A 16267-nucleotide genomic window follows, 5' to 3' on the forward strand; every position below is an offset into this window, starting at 1 on the left:
ATCACAGACCTATAGCGGCTCGTCACGCAAGGGCGCCACGCGAAAGGGCGGCCGTACGCCCAGAGAGCGCACCGCGAACTTGTCAGGGGCAATATTTCAATGCAGCAATTGACGGTAAGCAACCGTAAGGAGATCGCGTGTCGACCGAATGGAATGCTGGCTACGTCACGGACGTAAACTACACCTTTGGCTACTATGCGGAGCTGAACCCGCTTCGTTGCCGTCTTCCGCTTCTGATGGTGGGCCGCCACGCGCCGAAGATCGAGAACGCCTGTGAACTAGGCTTTGGGCAAGGGCTTTCGGTTTCGATTCACGCCGCCGCCCAACCGGGGATCAACTGGTACGGCACCGACTTCAACCCGTCCCAGGCTGCGTTCGCCTCCGAAATGGTCCGGCTGGCCGGGGCCGACGCCAAGCTCTACGACGAAGCGTTCGCCGAGTTCTGCAATCGCAAGGACCTACCGGATTTCGATTTTATCGGCCTGCATGGCATCTGGACTTGGATCTCGGATGAGAACCGCGGCGTGCTGGTCGATTTCATCCGTCGCAAGCTGCGGCCGGGCGGCGTGCTCTATATTTCCTACAACACTCTACCAGGCTGGTCGGCCTCGGCGCCGATCCGACACCTGATGAAGCGCCACGCGGACGTGATGGGCGCGCCGGGGCAGGGGGTCGTTGGCCAAACCGACGCCGCCCTGGGCTTCATCGATCAATTCCTGGCGCTGGAACCCCTCTACGCCAAGGCCAATCCCGGCGCGGTCGAGCGGCTAAAGCAGGTCAAGGGCCAGGATCGAAACTACCTGGCGCACGAGTACATGAACCGGGACTGGCACCCGATGTACTTCGCCGACCTGGAAAACTGGCTGGGGGACGCCAAGGTCGGGTTCGCCAGCTCGGCCCACACCCTCGACAATCTGTACGACCTGAACATGACGTCGGCGCAGGCCGATTTCATGCGGGGGATCCCTGACGTGTCGTTGCGAGAGACCATCAGGGATTATTGCGTGAACCAGCAATTCCGACGCGACTATTGGGTGCGCGGCGTGCGGGCCTTGGTGGGGCACGAGCAGATCGCGGCCCTGCGCGAGGAACGCATCGTCCTGACCATGGCCAAGGAGGATCTGCCGTCGAAGGTGAGAGGGGCGATCGGCGAGGCGGATCTGATCGATCAGATCTATCAGCCGATCTACGAACTCCTTCTGGACCACAAGCCCCATTCGATCCTGGACCTGGAAGCGCATGTCGGCCGCAAGAACGTCAACTTCGCGCAGCTGAACTCGGCCCTGACGATCTTGCTTGGCCTCGGTGTCGTCCAAGCCGCCGCCCCCGGCCAGGATCTCGCCAAGGCGAAGACGCGGACCCAGGCGCTGAACAAGGCGATTTCCCGCCGCGCCCTGTCGGTCGGCGACGTCGCCTACTTCGCGTCTCCGGTCACCGGTGGCGGCGTGCTGGCGCCGCGCTTCAGCCAGCTGTTCTGGATCAGCAAGCAGACCGGCGGCAAAACGCCCAACGACTGGGCGACTTCCGCCTGGCAGCTGCTGCAGGCGCAGAACCAGGCGATCATCAAGGACGGCGTGACCCTGCAGGGCGAGGACAATCTGGCCGAATTGAAGACGCAGGCCGAGCAGTGGAACGCGAAAATTCTGCCGGTCTGGACGGCCCTAGGCATCTAGCCGCGGTCCCAGCACACGCGCTTTACGAGAGTGGATCTGCGGTGAAGCCGAGCGACGCTGCTCGGGCCTCAGCGTCGCGCGACGCGAATCTCGCCTGGTTGGCGTGCAATTGTTAAATTTTGAAACGATCGCGGGCGCGGCTGAGCCCCGCTAAAATGTAGTTTGCTTGGTTGCGGAAGATATCGGTCAACTTTCAGTGTTGGGATCTCGATGTTGGCTTGGAGCATCGGAAAGTTAATCTTACTTGGAGAGCTTTATAGAGTGTCGACATTTTGACGCCCTGCTGCTCTGCCGTGGGCGTCGATCGATATTATGACTATCGATGCTGGAATCTGAGCGGAGCTTTGCAATAGCGGAAGTTGCAAGGCGAATTCACGACGAAATGTCGGATTCTCGTAACGGAGCGGTTGCGAGACCCAGTCGGTTAAGGTATAAAGAATAGGTCTACCCACAAGACTTCCCATTAGCCCCGCCGGTGACCACTTTCGCCGGCGGGGCTTATTGCATTCGGGAAGCAGGTGTTCACGGCGGGAAAAACGCCGCGCCGGGGGACGTTCCCAGCGATCCGAGATCTAGATCCGGTCTTCCGGCGGCGGGGGCTCGAGCCGCGTCAGGTGCGGACCGTGGGTCACCGGCTGGCGTTCCAGGATCTGACGGACCTTGCGCACGGCGTTCGAGGCGCGGCTGCGGCGCTGACGCCAGAGCAGCAGGGTCATGGCGCCCAGCGTGGCGCACAGGAAGGGCATGGGGCCCAGCAGCCATACCGCCGCCGCCAGGGCGAAATAGTACGCGCGGACGCCGGCGTTGAAGGCCGACAGGGCTGGATTGAGAATTTCGCCCGCGGCTTCGGCGTATTCCGCCAGGATCTGCGGTGGGGCCCACATCGGCGCGGCGCCGATCGCGGCCAGGCAGTAGTTCATCTGGCGGATCGACCAGATGAAGTCGAGCAAGCCCCGCGCCAGGGCCACCAGCACCAGGCCCAGCTTGACCTGGAACATCAGCGGCGTGGTCTTGGCCAGCACGGCCAGGCCTTCGACGCTCTTCCAGGCGCTGTCGCCGCCGAACAGCACCCCGGCCGCCGCGGCGATCAGGATCAGGTTGGACGAGGCGAAGAAGCTGGCCGAATTGATCGCGTGGCCCAGCAGTTGGCCGTCCAGCAGCGCGATTTCGCGCACCGCCATCTCCTGCATCCAGCGACGACGGATCACCGTCATGTCGGTGTTGAGCACGCCGCCGCCTTCGCCCAGCCGCTTGAGCATGGGCTCGTACAGCAGCCAGCAGCCGGCGAAGATGGTCAGGACGATGGTGTCGAGCAGGTGCATGGGCGAAATCTAGCTGGACGCGGAGAGTCGGAAAACCATGCTCAGTCTTCAATGATCAGACTATTTCGCCCGGTGTCCTTCAGGACGATCGAGCAGATCAAGCCCAGGGTCATCACCCCGGCGACGTAGAGATAGAAGGTGCTCTCCATCTTCTGGTGCTTGAAGGCCAGGGCGACCATCTCGGCCGTGCCGCCAAACAGCACGTTAGCCAGGGCGTAGGGCAAGGCCACGCCCAGGGCGCGGACATGGGCGGGGAACAGCTCGGCCTTCACCACCGCGCTGATCGCGGTGTAGCAGGACTGGAAGGCGACCCCGACCAGGATCAGGGCCAAGGCGGTGGTCACCGAGGTCGCGTGGCTGATGCCGGTCATGATCGGCCAGATGGTCAGGGCGCCGCCGCCGAACGCCACGATCAGCATCGGCTTGCGGCCGACCTTGTCCGACAGCCAGCCGGCCAGGGGCTGCATCAGCATGAAGGCGATCAGGCTGAGCGCGCTGACCTCCGAGGCCTGGCCCTTGCTGAACCCGGCGGTGTTGACCAGGAACTTCTGCATGTAGGTCGTGTAGACGTAGAAGGTCAGCGAGCCGCCGGCCGTCAGGCCCATGATCAGCAGGCTCTCGCGCGGATGGCGGCGGATCAGCGGCACGATCAGCGAGACGAAGAACAGGGCCAGGAACACCGCGGCCAGGATCTGGCCAGGACGGGCCAGCGGACCGGTGGTGACGCCGGTTACGCCGGCGGCCACGGTCAGCAACAGAAGGACGCTGGCGGCCACGACTTGGCCGCGTGACAGGGTCTCGCGCTGGGCGGGGGCCTTGAAGGCGATGCTCTCGTCGAGGCCCCGGCGGATCCAGAACACCACCACGGCCAGCAGGGCCCCGATGGCGAACGGCACACGCCAGCCCCAGGCCTTCAGATCGGCCTCGGGCAGGCAGCGCTGCAGCACGATCAGCACGCCCAGGGCCAGCAGCTGGCCGGCGATCAGGGTCACGTAGTGGAAGCTGGACCAGAAGCCGCGCCGGGCCTTGCCGGCCATCTCGCTCATATAGGTGGCGCTGGCTCCGTACTCGCCACCGACCGACAGGCCCTGCAGCACGCGGGCGAACAGGAGAATGGCCGGGGCCCACAGGCCGATGGCCTTGTAGCCGGGGGTGAGGGCGATGATCAGAGCGCCGCCGCACATCAGGGCCACCGAGGCCGACAGGGCCGCGCGGCGTCCGGCGTGGTCGGCGTACATACCCATCAGCCAGGCCCCGATCGGCCGGGCGACGAACCCCAGGAAGAACACCGCCGCGGCCTGCAGGAGCTGCACGGTCTGGTCGCCCTTGGGGAAGAAGGCGGGGGCGAAATAGAGGGTGAAGGCGGCGTAGGCGAACCAGTCGTACCATTCGACCAGGTTGCCGGCCGAGCCGCCCAGGATGGCCTTGGCCCGGGCCAGCGGCGACAGGCGCGCGGCCCCGTTGTCGGATGCCGCTTCGGCGGTCGCCGTCATGATGGTCTCCCCTCCCGGTTCGGAGGGGAGCTTAGGCGAACCCCGGTCTAGGGCAAGCGCCCGAACGCGGCGCTAGATCCTGCCGAGCAAGACCAGGATGATGATGATCACCAGGATCAGGCCGAGACCGCCGCTGGGAAAGTAGCCCCACGAACGGCTGTGACCCCAGGTGGGCAGCGCGCCGATCAGGGCCAGGATCAGAATGATGATGAGGATCGTGCCGAGCATGGTCCGAAGTTCCCTCCAATCCCACGTCCGCCACCATGGCGACGCTGGGGTCAGGTCTTCGGAATACTCAGCGGCGCCTGTCGGTTCCGCGCCTTTTGGTTCCCGCTAGATGGGCGTGTCTTCGGCTTTTCTCAGGCGGAAGGCCCACAGCGCGCCAATCACGCCGCCCTTGACGCGCGGCAGCAGCAGCAGGGTCAGGACCGCCAGCGGGATCAAGGTCAGCGGCGCGACCAGGAGCGGCGAGGCCTGCCAGATCCACGGCAAGAACAGCAGCGGCGCCACGAACAGGTGGCCGACCAACAGGATGGTGAAATAGGCCGGGCCGTCATCGGCAGGATAGCCGGCCAGCTCGTGGCCGCAGGCTTCGCACTCGGGATCGACCTTCAGATAGCGCATGTACAGCCGGCCGTCGCCGCAGTTGGGGCAGCGGTGCAACAGGCCGCGCTTGAGGCCGGTAAGCAGCGGTGACGCGGGTTGGGACACGGACTGGGTCTCTGGCATGGCGCTCATATGCGCCTCCCGGCGCGGCGAGAAAAGGGCGACCAGCCGTCGCACGGGCGACGTTTTGTCCATGTCGAAGGTAAGTAACGGTGAACCGTTTCCCGGATTTGACCTGGATCAAACCGTGCAAACGATGTCTCGACTGCTTTCTGAGGCAGTCCTGGTTAATGAAGGCTGTATTTCACGGGGTTGCCTCGAAATAGAAGCCCCTCAATCCGGGTTCGGAACCGCCGTGATGTCATGGCGTTGATCGCGTGTGCTGAAAAGCGAGGCGAAACATGACGTCCGACCGCAATACGTCGTCCAGTAAGACCTCGAAACCGCCCCGCGAAGGCGAGGCGGTTTCCAAGGCCGAGCACGCCGTCCGCCAGGCTCCGGAAGGCGCCGTCGCCCCGCACGAGAAGCGGACGATCGGCGCGGAGACCTCGCGGGAGGAGGACGCCTAGTTCTTGGCGTCGCGGGCGGCGCCGGCGACGGCCTTGCCGGCCGCCGAGACGTCGCGTCCCGCGCCTTCGATGGTGTTGCAGGCCGAGACCAGCAGGGCGGCCGCGGCGGCGGCGAGGACGACGATCTTGCGCATTCGAATAGGCTCCTGAGCTTCACCACGTGAAGGCGGCGGGACCTTAGCCGCGCGCCGCGCCAGGCTTCAAGAGGCCCGGCGCGGCTTGGCGCTCGTTAGCGTCAGCGAACCCGGCGGACCGAGCTGTAGCGGTCGTTCTGCTTCTTGGGCAGGCTCGCCATATCGTAGTCGTAGCGCCAGCACTTTCCCTCATAGTAGGCGTGCTCGCAGAACTCCCAGGCCCCGCGCGAGATGCGCATGGACGAGACGCGGTCGTTGAAGCCGAGACGCGACAGGTCCGGCGTGTCGCCGCGCAGAGGACGGGCCTCGCCTCGGAAGCCGTCGTGTTCGAACAGGACGACCTCGCCGCCACCGCCCCAGCGGTCGCCGCGCCGGTCGTCACGCCGGTCATCGCGACGGTCGTAGCGGCCGTCGCGGCGGTCCCAGTCGCGGTCCTGGGCGACAACCGCGTTGGCGGTCAGCAAGGCGACGGCGCCGCAGGTGATCATGAAAGCGATCTTGCGCATGTGGCGGTCTCCTAGCGAACGCGACGGATCGAGCTGATCCCGTCGTTCCACTCGCGGGGCAGGATGGCCTGGTCGGCGTCGAGCCGGCTGCAGCGGCCCTGGTAGTTGGCGTGCTCGCAGATCTCCCAGCGGCCGCCGGCGCGGCCGACCTTGATCGACGAGGCCTTGTCGTTGAACTTGACGGCCCCGAGATCGGGCATGTCGCCGATCACTTCATAGGCCCGGCCCTGGTAGTTGGGGTCTTCGAACATCACGATGTCCGCGCGATAGCCGCCGCCACCGTAGCCGCCGCCGCCCCCGCCATTGTAACCGCCGCCGCCGTTGTAGCCGCCGCCACCGCCGTTCCAGCCGCCGCCGCCACCGTTGAAGCCGGCGCATTCCAGGCGGCCGTCGCGATTCTCCAGACCCTGGCTGCCGCAGTCGCGAACGCGGGCGCTGCTCCATTCCCAGCCGCCGCGACCGCTTTGGCAGCGGGCCCAGACCTGGCCGTTGAAGGCGGTGATATCGCGGCACGAGCGCGTGTACGAGCCGCGCGGCGGATCATCGTACTGGCCGTTCCAGCTCGGCGCCTGGGCCGAAGCGGCGCCGGCGAGAGCGAGCGCGGTCAGAGAGAGGGCGGTCTGGGCCGCCAGGGCGAAGGTCTTGTGCATGTCGTTTCCCCACCAGAAAGCTTCGTTGTGAAGCCAGCTAGCCGCTCCTCAACTGAACGGCGGCTGAACGGCCCAGCTTAACCTTCAGCGGTCGCCGGGGCGATAGTCCACCTTGGCGTGTCCCTTCAGCTGCGCCTCGGTGAACAGCACCGGCTTGGTCTTCATGGCCACGAACAGCGGCGTCTGGTCGGCATAGTGCGGCGAAGTCTTGTCCAGGGTCGCCGAGCCGAACTGGTGGATGCTTTCCGAATGGAGCTGTCCGGCTTTGTCCCAGGTGACGAACATGATGAAGGTGTCGCCGCCGTCGGCGGTGGTCGTGCCGTCCTTCTGCGGGATGCCCCAGACCGAGCGGTAGGTGTCGGCGGCGCCGTCGATCGGCAGGTCGACGCTCCCGCGCCGGATCCGGTTGACCTGCCCCCACTCGGGATCCAGGCGGCCGAAGTGGGTCTTCAGGGTCGTGATCGCCGCGCGCAGGCTGTCGATCGGCGCGGGGGCCGGGTCGTCGTTCACATGGGCGAACAGGATCGGCTGGGTCATCAGGGCCGCCAGGGCCGCGCCGCGATCGTGGACGTCGGCCTTCCTGTCCCAGGCGCGCAGGATGGCCTGGGCCTTGGCGAGATCGGCGTCGCCCTTGGGATCGATCGCCGTCACTTCGCGAACCATCTCCATGACGCTGGAACGGTCGCTGAACCCCACGTCGAACTTGTGGGCCCGGAAGCTGGCGTCGGTGATGGCGTGGTCGGTCCCGAAGGTCTCTAGCGCCCGCCAGGCGCGGTTGGTCATGTTGGTCTGCAGGCCCATCGAGGCGGGGAAGTCGGCGGGCTTGAGGTTGTCGGCGTCCTCGCTGGCCCGAAAGGGGCTGTTGTTGGAGTTGAACACCAGGCCCGATTTCGGATTCCACAGCTGCGGGCTCTGGTCGACGGGGCGATAGCCTTGCCAGACCAGGTCCGAGCGGTCGCCGGGCAGGATCCCGGCCCAGTCGGCGGCGACGGTGCGGTTCGGATACTGGCCGTTGTGCACGAAGCCGATGTTCCCCGCCGCGTCGGCATAGATGTAGTTGAGGCTGGGGATGGCGTGGGTGGCGATGGCGGCGCGCCATTCGTCCATGGTCCGCGCGTGGTTCAGCCGCCAGTACTGCAACGGCTGGCGCCATTCCCCCATGCCGGCGTAGCGGATCGCGAAGACGCCTTGCTTGGTCTCCAGCACCGGGCCGTGCACCGAGCGCAGCACCGCCTTGCGCACCGGCAGGACGATGGGGCCCAGCAGCTTCACGCGCAGGGTGACGTATCGCTTTTCGAAGTCCTTCCACTGGCCGTCCAGGCGATACTGGTTCTTGTTCTTGGGGTTGATCGTCAGGCGGTAGACGTCGACCAGGTCGGGCTTGGAGACCGTGTTGGCCCAGCCGAGCGTGGCGTTGTGGCCATGCAGCATGAACGGCGCGCCGGGGAAGAAGCCGCCGGCCACGTGCCAGCCCTGGCCGCTCTCGACCACGGCCTCGTACCAGGCGACGGGGCCGGTATAGGGCTGGTGCGAATTGACCAGCAGGCGGGTGGCGCCATCGGCGCTGCGGGCGGGCGCGGTCGCCAGGCCGTTGGAACCCTTCGGCGGAGCGCTCTCGGTCGCGGGTGAAGTCAGGCGCTTCAGCTCGCCGTCCAGGCCGTAGAAGAACGGCTGCTTGAACACGAAGCCGGCCTCGACGTCCTTGCCGGTCAGGGGCAGGAAGCCCGGCTTGAGCTTTTCCGGATGCTTGGCGGCATAGACGCTGACCCCGTCGGCATAGGCTTCCATCAGCTTGCGCAGGTCGGCGGGGAGCTCGTCGTAGTGGCGGTCGACGGTCGGCCAGACGTCGAGCAGGGCCGCGACATAGTCGGTCGGGGCTGCGCTCGCGCCCTTGCTGCGGGCCAGCACGCCGCGCGTCGCCAGCGCCACGTCCTGCAGGGTTTCGAAGTCGTCCTCGCTCTGGGCGTAGGCCAGGCCGAAGGCCGCGTCGGCGTCGGTGCGTCCCAGCACGTGCGGCACGCCCCATTCGTCGCGGCGGATGCGGACGTCGTAGAGCTTGGCCTTGGCCAGGATGGCTTGCCGGTCCGGGGCCTTGGGCAGGCTGGCTCGATCGATCACGACCAAGGCCGCCGCCGCCAGCACGATCAGCGCCAATAGCGCGCCCACGCCGCGCAGGATCCACTTCATCATGCTTGTTTCCCCCGGGCCTCTCCGGCCGTTCTATTTATTATCGGCGATCATGCGGGGCGGGCTTCGTCGAGGAAAGAGCCGGTTTCGACGAATCCTTGCTGAAACTTCATGATAACGCCGTTCGCCGGAGCGCTCGGGCCTGCTACGACAAGCGCCACAGCAAGGGAGGCGCGCAATGGCTCGCAAGCATTTGGTCTCGGTTATGGCCCTTCTGGCGCTCAGCGTCAGCGGCGCCGCGTTCGCCCAGGTCCCCGCCAACATCGCCAAAGCTCTGGCCGATCCGTCGCGCCCGGCCGCCGACAGCGCCCGCGACGCGGCGCGCCATCCGGGCGAGATCCTGGCCCTGGCCGAGATCAAGCCGGGCGCCACCGTCGTCGACTACGTGATGGGCGGCGGCTACTTCACCCGCATCCTGTCGGGCGCGGTGGGGCCGAAGGGCACGGTCTACGCGTTCCAGCCCACCGAGTTCATCAAGTTCAAGGCCCAGTACGGCGAGGACCAGAAGACCACCGTGGCGGCTCTGCCCAACGCCAAGGCCCTGACCGGTCCGATGACGGCGCTGGACCTTCCCGACAATGTCGACGCGGTGATCACCGTCCAGAACTATCACGACATGCACCTGAAGCCCTTCCCGGTCGACACGGCCGCCAAGGCCAACGCCGAGATCTTCAAGTCGCTGAAGCCGGGCGGGGTGTTCCTGGTCGTCGACCACGCCGCCGTCGCCGGCTCGGGCATCGGCGCGGCCGACAGCCTGCACCGCATCGACGTCGCCGCCGTGAAGAGTGAAGTCGAGGCCGCCGGTTTCAAGCTGGAAGCCGAGAGCCCGCTGCTGGCCAGCGCCGCCGATCCGCATACGGCCAGCGTGTTCGATCCCAGCATCCGCGGGAAGACGGATCAGTTCATCCTGAAGTTCCGCAAGCCGAAGTGACAGCGAAGCTGTCATCCCGGACGGCCCGTCAGGGCCGATCCGGGATCCAGCGGCTAGACTCTTCTACGACGCCCGCGCCTCCGCGCCCATGAACACCACCTTGGCGCCCTTGTTGACGGCCGAGCCTAGTTCGGCCGCGTCCCAGTTGGTCAGGCGCACGCAGCCGTGCGAGGCGCGCTTGTTGACCAGTCTCGGGTCGGGCGTGCCGTGGATGCCGTAGGTGTCCTTGGTCAGGTCGATCCAGGTGGAGCCGACCGGATTGTTCGGACCAGCCTTGATGGTCAGCTTGGCCTTGGGCTTGCCGAAGGTCAGGCGCGAGGGGTCATAGGTGTAGGTCGGCCGGGGCGCCAGGGTGCGCACCGCCCACTCGCCGGACGGGGCCGGGCGCTCGGTGCTGCCGACCGTGGCCGGATAGACCGCCAGCTCGACGCCCTCCTTGTCGAAGGCGCGGACCTGACCAAGGGCCTTATCGATCTCGATGCGGTCGACCTTGCGGTCCAGCGTGTCGGCGCCGGGCGCCGTCACCATGATCGTCGTTCCGGCCACGGCGAAGTCGGCGCCCGGATTGAGGGCTTGCAGTAGGGCCTCGTCCACGTGGAAGCGCTCGGCCAGCATCTCCAGCGGGCTGTGGTAGTTCATGGCCGGCAGGGCGGCCATGGCCTCATAGTCTTCCTTGGCGACGGGCGGCGAGAACGGCCCGGCCACGTCTTGCGGCGTGATCGTATAGTCGACGAGCACCGGGCCGCTGTCGCCGGCGGCCAGGGTCTCGACCAGCTTGGCGTCGATCTCGCCGTTGGCGGGCAGGTTGCGTGAGGTCTGGAAGGCCTGGATGGCCAGCTTCAGATTGGTCCCGTCGCGGCCGTCGATGACGCCGGGCGAGACATGGGCACGGTCCAGCAGGGTCTGGACCCGGACCAGCAGGTCGCGATGGGCGTTCGGATCGGTCGCGGCCGGATCGAAGGTCGCGTCGTTGATCGCCTGGGCGATCGGGGAGGCGGCGGTCACGGCCGGCGGCGCGGGAACCAACGGGGTCTGGACGGGGGCCTTCTGGACGGTCTTGCCAGTGGGGACGGGTTTGGCCGGCGGCTTGTCGTCACAGGCGCAAAGGGCCAGGACGGCGATCAGGGCGAAACGGGAAACCAGGCCGGTCATGCAATCTCCAAACGGGGCCAAATGGCGGGCCAAGGGGCGGGAACGCTCTCCCGTCTCAAGCCTTGAGCCATGGCGAAGTTCCACGGACCTGAGGGATCGGATTGAAGGCGTTGCGCCGTTTGCTGTGGGGCCTGGGGCTGCTGGCGTTGGCCGTCGGCGGCTTCTGGTTGTGGGTGATCTGGCCGCCGTGGGGGCAAGCTGGCTCGCCGTCACCAGCCCCCGCCCAGCCGCGTGACGTGGCCGCCTATGCGCCGCCGCAGCACGTACCCTCGATCGACCCGCCCTCGGCCCTGACTGCTCTTTCCGGCGCGCCGGAGTCTTGCGACGGTGGCGACGCGCCCGAGACCGCCGCCGCCGTCAACGCCGCCTCGCTGACGACCCTGGCCTGGTCGCCGTTCGGCAAGCCCGAGACGGGGTGGGAGATCTACGCCCCGCGCATCGCCGCCGAGATCGGCACGACCTGCGCCCCGGGCTCGAACGGCTTCGCCTCGGCCCTGGCCCGCTGGCAAGGCGCGCATGGCCTGCAGCGCACGGGGGTCGTCGATCCCGCCGTCTTCGCCGCCATGCTGGTGCGCTGGCACCTGGCCCGGCCGTTCGTGCGGGTGAACCGCGAGGGGACCTGTCCCGGCGCGCCGCCTGACGCCAACCTGGCCCAGGCGGATCCCAAGGAGAGCTACGGCGGCAAGGCCATCCGCCTGCGGCCCGGCGCGCTGGACGCCTATCGTCGGATGGTCTCCGAGGCGAGGGCGGCGGGCGTGCTGCGCCGGCCCGAGAGCCTGATGATCTATTCCGGCTTCCGCAGCCCCGACGCCGACGCACAGCGCTGCGCGCGGGACAACAACTGCCAGGGCCTGATCCGCACCATCTGCTCGGCCCACCGCACGGGCCTGGCCATGGACGTGTTCATCGATGCGGCCCCGGGCTTTGGCCCCGACTCCTCGGCCGACGCCAATCGCCTCGTGATGAGCCGCTCGCCGCTCTATCGCTGGATGGTGGTGAACGCGCCGCGGTTCGGCTTCGTCAACTACGTCTACGAGCCCTGGCACTGGGAGTGGACCGGCGAGCCGCTGCTGCCCGGCGTGCCGATCGCCAGCCTGCCCCAGGCGGGCTCGGAGTCCGTTACGGAACTTCCGGAAGACTCCACTTCGCGAACGCCGGCCGCTGCTTCAGGCGCGCGTAATAGGCGTTGAGCGCCGGCCATTCCTCGCGCGCGATCGGGCTGTGCAGCCAGCGATGGACCGACAGGCCCAGCACGATGTCGGCGATGGTGAAGTGCTCGCCGGCCACGTAGGCGCCGGTGTCGACCAGCCGCGCGTCCAGGAGGCCCATGGCCGTGTTCCAGGCCACGACGCTGGCCTCGATCTGCTTGGGATCGTCGAAGCCGGGGAACTTGCGTACGAGGCCCGCGAAGGCGTAGCGCCAGGCCGTGTTCAGCTCGGTCGCCTGCCAGTCCATCCACTGGTCGACCAGGGCCCGCGCCCGGCGGCCGTCCGGAAACAGCGGCGTGCCGGCCGCCACATAGCGGCAGATGGCGTTGCTCTCCCACAGCGGACCGTCCTCGTCGATCAGCACCGGCACGAGGGCGTTGGGGTTCCATTGCAGGAACTTTGGATCGTTGGTGGGCGAATAGCCCGCGCCCCAGTCCTCGCGCTCATAGGCCCGGTCCAGCTCGTCCAGGGTCCAGAGCACCTTGCGGACGTTGATGGAAGAGGTGCGTCCGAGGACCTTGGGGATCGTCACCGGGTCATCCAGGGCTTGGACTTGCCGGTGGGCGCGGCGACGCTGGCGCGCTCGATCTTGCCGCTGGAGGCCTTGGCCCCGTGGCCGTGCTTGCCTTGGGCGGCCTTCTTCAGGCGCAGGGCGCGTTGCATCGGCGTCTCGTCGTTCGACGCTTCGGGGGCCGGAACTTCGGGTTTATCGGTCATAGGGGCGATGTAGGCCTCGAAAGACGCCTTGAGAAGGCCGCGCTTGAAGGTCAGTCTGGAAAGATGTCGCGCCGCCGTTCGGTTCCCGTCCTGATCGCCCTCGCCGCCCTTTCGGCGTCGGTCGCCAACGCTCAAAGCAAGGCCCCGCCGAAGGACGAGCCCAACGCCGTCTCGCCGGTGCTGATCATGCCGCCGACCCTGCCGCCCAAGCTGGTCTCGACCTATCCGGCCGAGGGCGAGACGGTCGCCCCGGGCGTGCTGATCCTGAAGGTCTCGTTCGACCAGCAGATGACGCCCAGCGCCTGGAACTACGCGCCCGCCCCGGGCGCCGAGCCGATGGACTGCGTGAAGACGCCGCGCCTGCTCGGCGACCAGAGGACCTTCGTGCTGCTGTGCCGGGTGCTGGCCGACAAAACCTATGGCGTGACGTTCAACGCCCAGCGGCCGGGCGGCTTCGCCAATCTCGGCGAGAACCCGGCCCTGACGGCGGCCCTGACGTTCAAGGTCGACTCCGACACGCCGATCACCACCGTGCGCCGGGCGATGGAGGCGGCCAAGCTGCAGCCGGACCAGATGCCGGTTCAAGACGCGCCGATGGCCGTGGCGGCGAGCGCCTCGGGTCGCTAGTCGTCGAGCGTGACGCCGGTGATCGGAGCGCCGGGCGGCAGATCCTTGACCTGCTGATGCAGTTGGGCGGCGAGGTCGGCCTTTACGACGAACAGGGTCTTGGTGACGGTTTCCACCGAGCACTGGCCGCCGAGGACAGGCGGCAGGGTCCAATCGAAGCACTCCCGAGGATCCAGGCTCAGTCCGCGTCGCGCGGCGGCCTGGACCCAGACGTCGCCCAACAGCATGTCCCGGTACTCATTGTCGCCGATCGCCTGGACGAAGGCCTCGCGGTCTTGGGCCACGACGCGGAGCGCGCCCTCCATCATGTCCAGCGTCACGACGCCGTCCGGCGTTTCGAAGAACATGTCGCCGAACGGGCCGACCAAGGCGACGCCCGTGCTGGGCGGATCCAGCCACCCCCATGCCGACAAGGCGTGCGTGACGTCCGGCGTGGGAATGTCCAGCACCAGAGAGGGATAGAGACCACGCACGGCCTCGGACAACGGGGTGGTCTGGCTTGGCGGCGTCCGCCGTCCGAACAGTCCCTTGAACATGACTCGGCTCCCGGGAAGAAGGCGCGCAGCGAACCATGGTTCGGGGATCTGAATCCACCGAAAGTTGAGGGGTGGACGGTCCTGGTCGGGATCGACACGGCGCCCCCGCCATCCAAGCTTGTGGCGCGCGGGCCAACCTTGCCCCATCATCTTCCGATGACGGGGGAATCGGGCGGGCGCGACTGGACGGGGGCGGACCTCGCGGTGGTGGTGGGTGACTATGTCGCCCAGCTGGAGAAGACGCTCGCCGGCAAGCCGGTCGACCGCGCCAGCCATGACCGCACCGTCCGCTTCGTCACCGGCAAGTCGGACATGCCGATCACCTGGAAGCAGGGCGAGATCTCGGCGGTGCTGTCGCTGATCGGCCTGCCGATCCTGAGGGACCAGCCGCCGCGCTGGTCGTATGACGAAGCCCTGCTGGAAGCGGTCGAGGAGCAGCTGGCCGCCAAGCCGGCCCTGCTGGTCGCCGCCGTCCGGCCCGCCGCCCTGTTCTACGCCCCGTCGGCTATCGCCCTGATCGAGACCGCGCCGCCTCGGCCGATGCCGATGGACGAGCGGCTGATCCGGATCATCCAGCGCTTCGACATGTCGGCCCGCGAGGCCGACGATCGCTTCCTGAAGGGCCTGGGCGTGGCCAGCATCGTCGCCCACGAGGCTCGCCGCCTCTCGGACCGGGGCCGTCCCGACCTGGCTGGCCAGATCCGCCCGGCCCGCGCCGGCGACCCCGACGGCTGCGATGTGGTCAGCTTCGGCCTCGACGAGATCCCGCGCCTGATCGTCGTCAAGACCACCCTGGCCGGCGAGGTCGCGCCATTCGGCCTCAGCCACGCCGAGTTCGCCCTGGCCGAGGCCCAGCCCCACGCCTTCCGCATCCGCCGCGTCTACGATCTGCTGGGCGAGGGCCGGTTCTACAGGCTGAAGCCGCCGTTCGGGTGAAGGTTGGTTCCAGGCGCGGCCCCCACCTGACCGCTTCGCGGTCGTCCGCCCCCAGAGGGGGCGGAAGGGGCGCGCATCCCTTCTTCCCCCTCTGGGGGAGGAGCGCCGTAGGCGCGGAGGGGGCAAGTATGGGTCGTTAGGGGACCTCTTCCGGACTCCCGCCAACCTCCGCCCCATCGAGGAACGCCAGCGCCGCCTCGACCAGCCCCGGCGCGTCGGACATCTCGTAGTGGGTGACGCCCGGCAGGATGGCCAGCCGATGGCGGACCATCCCGGCTCCATCCCAGCCCGCGTCGCGCAGGCCGCCACCGAGCAGCTGATAGAACCGGACGATGTGTTCCATCTCGAACATGTCGCTGTCGCCATAGACCAGCAGCGTGGTCGGCTTCAGGGTCTTGGCGTCCTCCGACCAGTCGTAGGGCGTGCGAATAGCCTCGCCCATGCGCGCGACGAATTCGGGGAAGTCCTCGACGCGCGGGGCCACGGCTTCGTAGCTGGCGTAGAATGGCGCGTGCATCATCATCGGCGCGCTCTCGCGGGTGATGGCCTTCTGCTGCTCGCGGATGTCTTCGTAGAAGCCCGTGTGGGCGTAGGGCACGGACGCCAGCACCAGCCGATTCACCACCTCGGGGTGCTGGACCGCCAGGCGGAAGGCGACCATGCCGCCGAACGAGAAGCCCAGGACGTCCACCCGCTCGAAGCCGAGGGCGCGCACCACGGTCGCCAGGTCGTCGCCCATGGCGACGGCGTCGATCGGCCGATCGGTCAGCGCGGTGCGGCCGTGGCCGTAGAGGTCGACGGCGATCACCCGGTGGCGGGCTGCGAGGTCGTCGAGCACCGAACCGAACATCTCCATCGTGCCGAACCCGCCGTGCAGCAGAAGCAGGGGCGGCCCGTCGCCGTGGATCTCGTAGCCATAGCGGACGCCGCCGGCCTCGACATGGCCCTTCTGGATCTGGTTCATCGTCGGTCCCTCGCTGTTCGCCTCCCGAGGACGCGCGAGCGTGGCGCGATCCGACA

The 16267-nt window shown here is 67.6% G+C and carries 19 protein-coding genes; 6 read left to right on the plus strand and 13 right to left on the minus strand.

What is annotated here, in order from left to right; all coding sequences use genetic code 11:
* Positions 1 to 137 precede the first annotated feature (137 nt).
* Positions 138 to 1673, plus strand: a complete 1536-nt coding sequence (locus tag ASC70_RS09880) for a class I SAM-dependent methyltransferase (protein ID WP_056049516.1) — start codon at positions 138 to 140, stop codon at positions 1671 to 1673.
* Between the two features lie 572 nt (positions 1674 to 2245).
* Here the strand turns inward: ASC70_RS09880 and ASC70_RS09885 are convergent.
* The 4 genes from ASC70_RS09885 to ASC70_RS09895 all read right to left on the minus strand — a co-directional run bounded on the left by ASC70_RS09885 (position 2246) and on the right by ASC70_RS09895 (position 5217).
* Positions 2246 to 2995, minus strand: a complete 750-nt coding sequence (locus ASC70_RS09885; protein ID WP_047409683.1) for a DUF599 domain-containing protein — start codon at positions 2993 to 2995, stop codon at positions 2246 to 2248.
* A 41-nt stretch (positions 2996 to 3036) separates the two neighbouring features.
* A complete protein-coding gene (locus ASC70_RS09890; RefSeq protein ID WP_056049520.1) occupies positions 3037 to 4488 on the minus strand; it encodes an MFS transporter in 1452 nt (483 codons plus the stop codon).
* A gap of 72 nt (positions 4489 to 4560) precedes the next feature.
* Complete coding sequence (locus ASC70_RS24470) at positions 4561 to 4716, minus strand: DUF3309 family protein (protein ID WP_081916837.1); 156 nt, start codon at positions 4714 to 4716, stop codon at positions 4561 to 4563.
* Between the two features lie 105 nt (positions 4717 to 4821).
* On the minus strand, positions 4822 to 5217 hold the full coding sequence (locus tag ASC70_RS09895; protein WP_156136822.1) for a DUF983 domain-containing protein: 396 nt from the start codon (positions 5215 to 5217) through the stop codon (positions 4822 to 4824).
* Between the two features lie 278 nt (positions 5218 to 5495).
* On the opposite strand from ASC70_RS09895, the gene ASC70_RS24915 reads away from it, so the two are divergent.
* A complete protein-coding gene (locus ASC70_RS24915; RefSeq protein ID WP_156396175.1) occupies positions 5496 to 5663 on the plus strand; it encodes a hypothetical protein in 168 nt (55 codons plus the stop codon).
* Here the strand turns inward: ASC70_RS24915 and ASC70_RS09900 are convergent.
* The 4 genes from ASC70_RS09900 to ASC70_RS09915 form a co-directional block, all read right to left on the minus strand.
* On the minus strand, positions 5660 to 5797 hold the full coding sequence (locus ASC70_RS09900; protein ID WP_047409677.1) for an entericidin A/B family lipoprotein: 138 nt from the start codon (positions 5795 to 5797) through the stop codon (positions 5660 to 5662). The two genes, ASC70_RS24915 and ASC70_RS09900, sit on opposite strands and share 4 nt — an antisense overlap.
* Before the next feature lie 101 nt (positions 5798 to 5898).
* The gene (locus ASC70_RS09905) at positions 5899 to 6303 is read right to left on the minus strand and encodes a beta/gamma crystallin-related protein (protein ID WP_047409674.1); all 405 of its coding nucleotides are present in this window, start codon (positions 6301 to 6303) and stop codon (positions 5899 to 5901) included.
* A gap of 11 nt (positions 6304 to 6314) precedes the next feature.
* On the minus strand, positions 6315 to 6953 hold the full coding sequence (locus ASC70_RS25835) for a beta/gamma crystallin-related protein (protein ID WP_056049523.1): 639 nt from the start codon (positions 6951 to 6953) through the stop codon (positions 6315 to 6317).
* An 84-nt stretch (positions 6954 to 7037) separates the two neighbouring features.
* Positions 7038 to 9140, minus strand: coding sequence for an acylase (locus ASC70_RS09915; RefSeq protein WP_056050569.1), 2103 nt, complete (start codon positions 9138 to 9140; stop codon positions 7038 to 7040).
* 178 nt (positions 9141 to 9318) lie between these two features.
* Here ASC70_RS09915 and ASC70_RS09920 point away from each other — a divergent pair, with 178 nt between their 5' ends.
* Positions 9319 to 10071 (plus strand): class I SAM-dependent methyltransferase, encoded by a 753-nt coding sequence (locus ASC70_RS09920; protein ID WP_056049526.1) that lies wholly within the window; start codon positions 9319 to 9321, stop codon positions 10069 to 10071.
* Positions 10072 to 10134: 63 nt separating this feature from the next.
* Here the strand turns inward: ASC70_RS09920 and ASC70_RS09925 are convergent, their stop codons facing one another.
* Complete coding sequence (locus ASC70_RS09925) at positions 10135 to 11223, minus strand: L,D-transpeptidase (protein ID WP_056049529.1); 1089 nt, start codon at positions 11221 to 11223, stop codon at positions 10135 to 10137.
* Positions 11224 to 11333: 110 nt separating this feature from the next.
* Here ASC70_RS09925 and ASC70_RS09930 point away from each other — a divergent pair, with 110 nt between their 5' ends.
* Positions 11334 to 12413 (plus strand): M15 family metallopeptidase, encoded by a 1080-nt coding sequence (locus tag ASC70_RS09930; RefSeq protein ID WP_235519331.1) that lies wholly within the window; start codon positions 11334 to 11336, stop codon positions 12411 to 12413.
* On the opposite strand, the gene ASC70_RS09935 is transcribed toward ASC70_RS09930, so the two are convergent.
* Both ASC70_RS09935 and ASC70_RS09940 read right to left on the minus strand, forming a co-directional pair.
* Positions 12343 to 12963, minus strand: a complete 621-nt coding sequence (locus ASC70_RS09935; protein ID WP_082539610.1) for a glutathione S-transferase family protein — start codon at positions 12961 to 12963, stop codon at positions 12343 to 12345. The two genes, ASC70_RS09930 and ASC70_RS09935, sit on opposite strands and share 71 nt — an antisense overlap.
* Entirely contained in the window at positions 12960 to 13148 is a 189-nt protein-coding gene (locus ASC70_RS09940) for a hypothetical protein (protein WP_056049536.1), read from the minus strand. Before ASC70_RS09940 ends, ASC70_RS09935 begins: the two co-directional genes overlap by 4 nt.
* A gap of 63 nt (positions 13149 to 13211) precedes the next feature.
* Between ASC70_RS09940 and ASC70_RS09945 the strand changes: the two genes are divergently transcribed.
* Positions 13212 to 13775, plus strand: a complete 564-nt coding sequence (locus ASC70_RS09945; RefSeq protein WP_056049537.1) for a hypothetical protein — start codon at positions 13212 to 13214, stop codon at positions 13773 to 13775.
* Here ASC70_RS09945 and ASC70_RS09950 read toward each other — a convergent pair.
* Positions 13772 to 14311, minus strand: a complete 540-nt coding sequence (locus ASC70_RS09950; RefSeq protein WP_056049540.1) for a T6SS immunity protein Tdi1 domain-containing protein — start codon at positions 14309 to 14311, stop codon at positions 13772 to 13774. The genes ASC70_RS09945 and ASC70_RS09950 overlap by 4 nt on opposite strands.
* A gap of 156 nt (positions 14312 to 14467) precedes the next feature.
* Here ASC70_RS09950 and ASC70_RS09955 point away from each other — a divergent pair, with 156 nt between their 5' ends.
* Positions 14468 to 15247 (plus strand): protein NO VEIN domain-containing protein, encoded by a 780-nt coding sequence (locus ASC70_RS09955; protein ID WP_047409855.1) that lies wholly within the window; start codon positions 14468 to 14470, stop codon positions 15245 to 15247.
* Between the two features lie 136 nt (positions 15248 to 15383).
* On the opposite strand, the gene ASC70_RS09960 is transcribed toward ASC70_RS09955, so the two are convergent.
* Complete coding sequence (locus ASC70_RS09960; RefSeq protein ID WP_056049543.1) at positions 15384 to 16211, minus strand: alpha/beta fold hydrolase; 828 nt, start codon at positions 16209 to 16211, stop codon at positions 15384 to 15386.
* Between the last annotated feature and the right edge of the window lie 56 nt (positions 16212 to 16267).

It is taken from the genome of Caulobacter sp. Root343 (genome assembly GCF_001425745.1).
GTDB lineage: Bacteria > Pseudomonadota > Alphaproteobacteria > Caulobacterales > Caulobacteraceae > Caulobacter.

Coding starts and splice junctions, on each gene's coding strand:
- ASC70_RS25835 (WP_056049523.1), bottom strand. CDS start 6,953: ATGCACAAGACCTTCGCCCTGGCGGCCCAGACCGCCCTCTCTCTGACC.
- ASC70_RS09915 (WP_056050569.1), bottom strand. CDS start 9,140: ATGAAGTGGATCCTGCGCGGCGTGGGCGCGCTATTGGCGCTGATCGTG.
- ASC70_RS09895 (WP_156136822.1), bottom strand. CDS start 5,217: ATGCCAGAGACCCAGTCCGTGTCCCAACCCGCGTCACCGCTGCTTACC.
- ASC70_RS09885 (WP_047409683.1), bottom strand. CDS start 2,995: ATGCACCTGCTCGACACCATCGTCCTGACCATCTTCGCCGGCTGCTGG.
- ASC70_RS09925 (WP_056049529.1), bottom strand. CDS start 11,223: ATGACCGGCCTGGTTTCCCGTTTCGCCCTGATCGCCGTCCTGGCCCTT.
- ASC70_RS09950 (WP_056049540.1), bottom strand. CDS start 14,311: ATGTTCAAGGGACTGTTCGGACGGCGGACGCCGCCAAGCCAGACCACC.
- ASC70_RS09900 (WP_047409677.1), bottom strand. CDS start 5,797: ATGCGCAAGATCGTCGTCCTCGCCGCCGCCGCGGCCGCCCTGCTGGTC.
- ASC70_RS24915 (WP_156396175.1), top strand. CDS start 5,496: ATGACGTCCGACCGCAATACGTCGTCCAGTAAGACCTCGAAACCGCCC.
- ASC70_RS09890 (WP_056049520.1), bottom strand. CDS start 4,488: ATGACGGCGACCGCCGAAGCGGCATCCGACAACGGGGCCGCGCGCCTG.
- ASC70_RS09920 (WP_056049526.1), top strand. CDS start 9,319: ATGGCTCGCAAGCATTTGGTCTCGGTTATGGCCCTTCTGGCGCTCAGC.
- ASC70_RS09955 (WP_047409855.1), top strand. CDS start 14,468: ATGACGGGGGAATCGGGCGGGCGCGACTGGACGGGGGCGGACCTCGCG.
- ASC70_RS09960 (WP_056049543.1), bottom strand. CDS start 16,211: ATGAACCAGATCCAGAAGGGCCATGTCGAGGCCGGCGGCGTCCGCTAT.
- ASC70_RS09905 (WP_047409674.1), bottom strand. CDS start 6,303: ATGCGCAAGATCGCTTTCATGATCACCTGCGGCGCCGTCGCCTTGCTG.
- ASC70_RS24470 (WP_081916837.1), bottom strand. CDS start 4,716: ATGCTCGGCACGATCCTCATCATCATTCTGATCCTGGCCCTGATCGGC.
- ASC70_RS09945 (WP_056049537.1), top strand. CDS start 13,212: ATGTCGCGCCGCCGTTCGGTTCCCGTCCTGATCGCCCTCGCCGCCCTT.
- ASC70_RS09940 (WP_056049536.1), bottom strand. CDS start 13,148: ATGACCGATAAACCCGAAGTTCCGGCCCCCGAAGCGTCGAACGACGAG.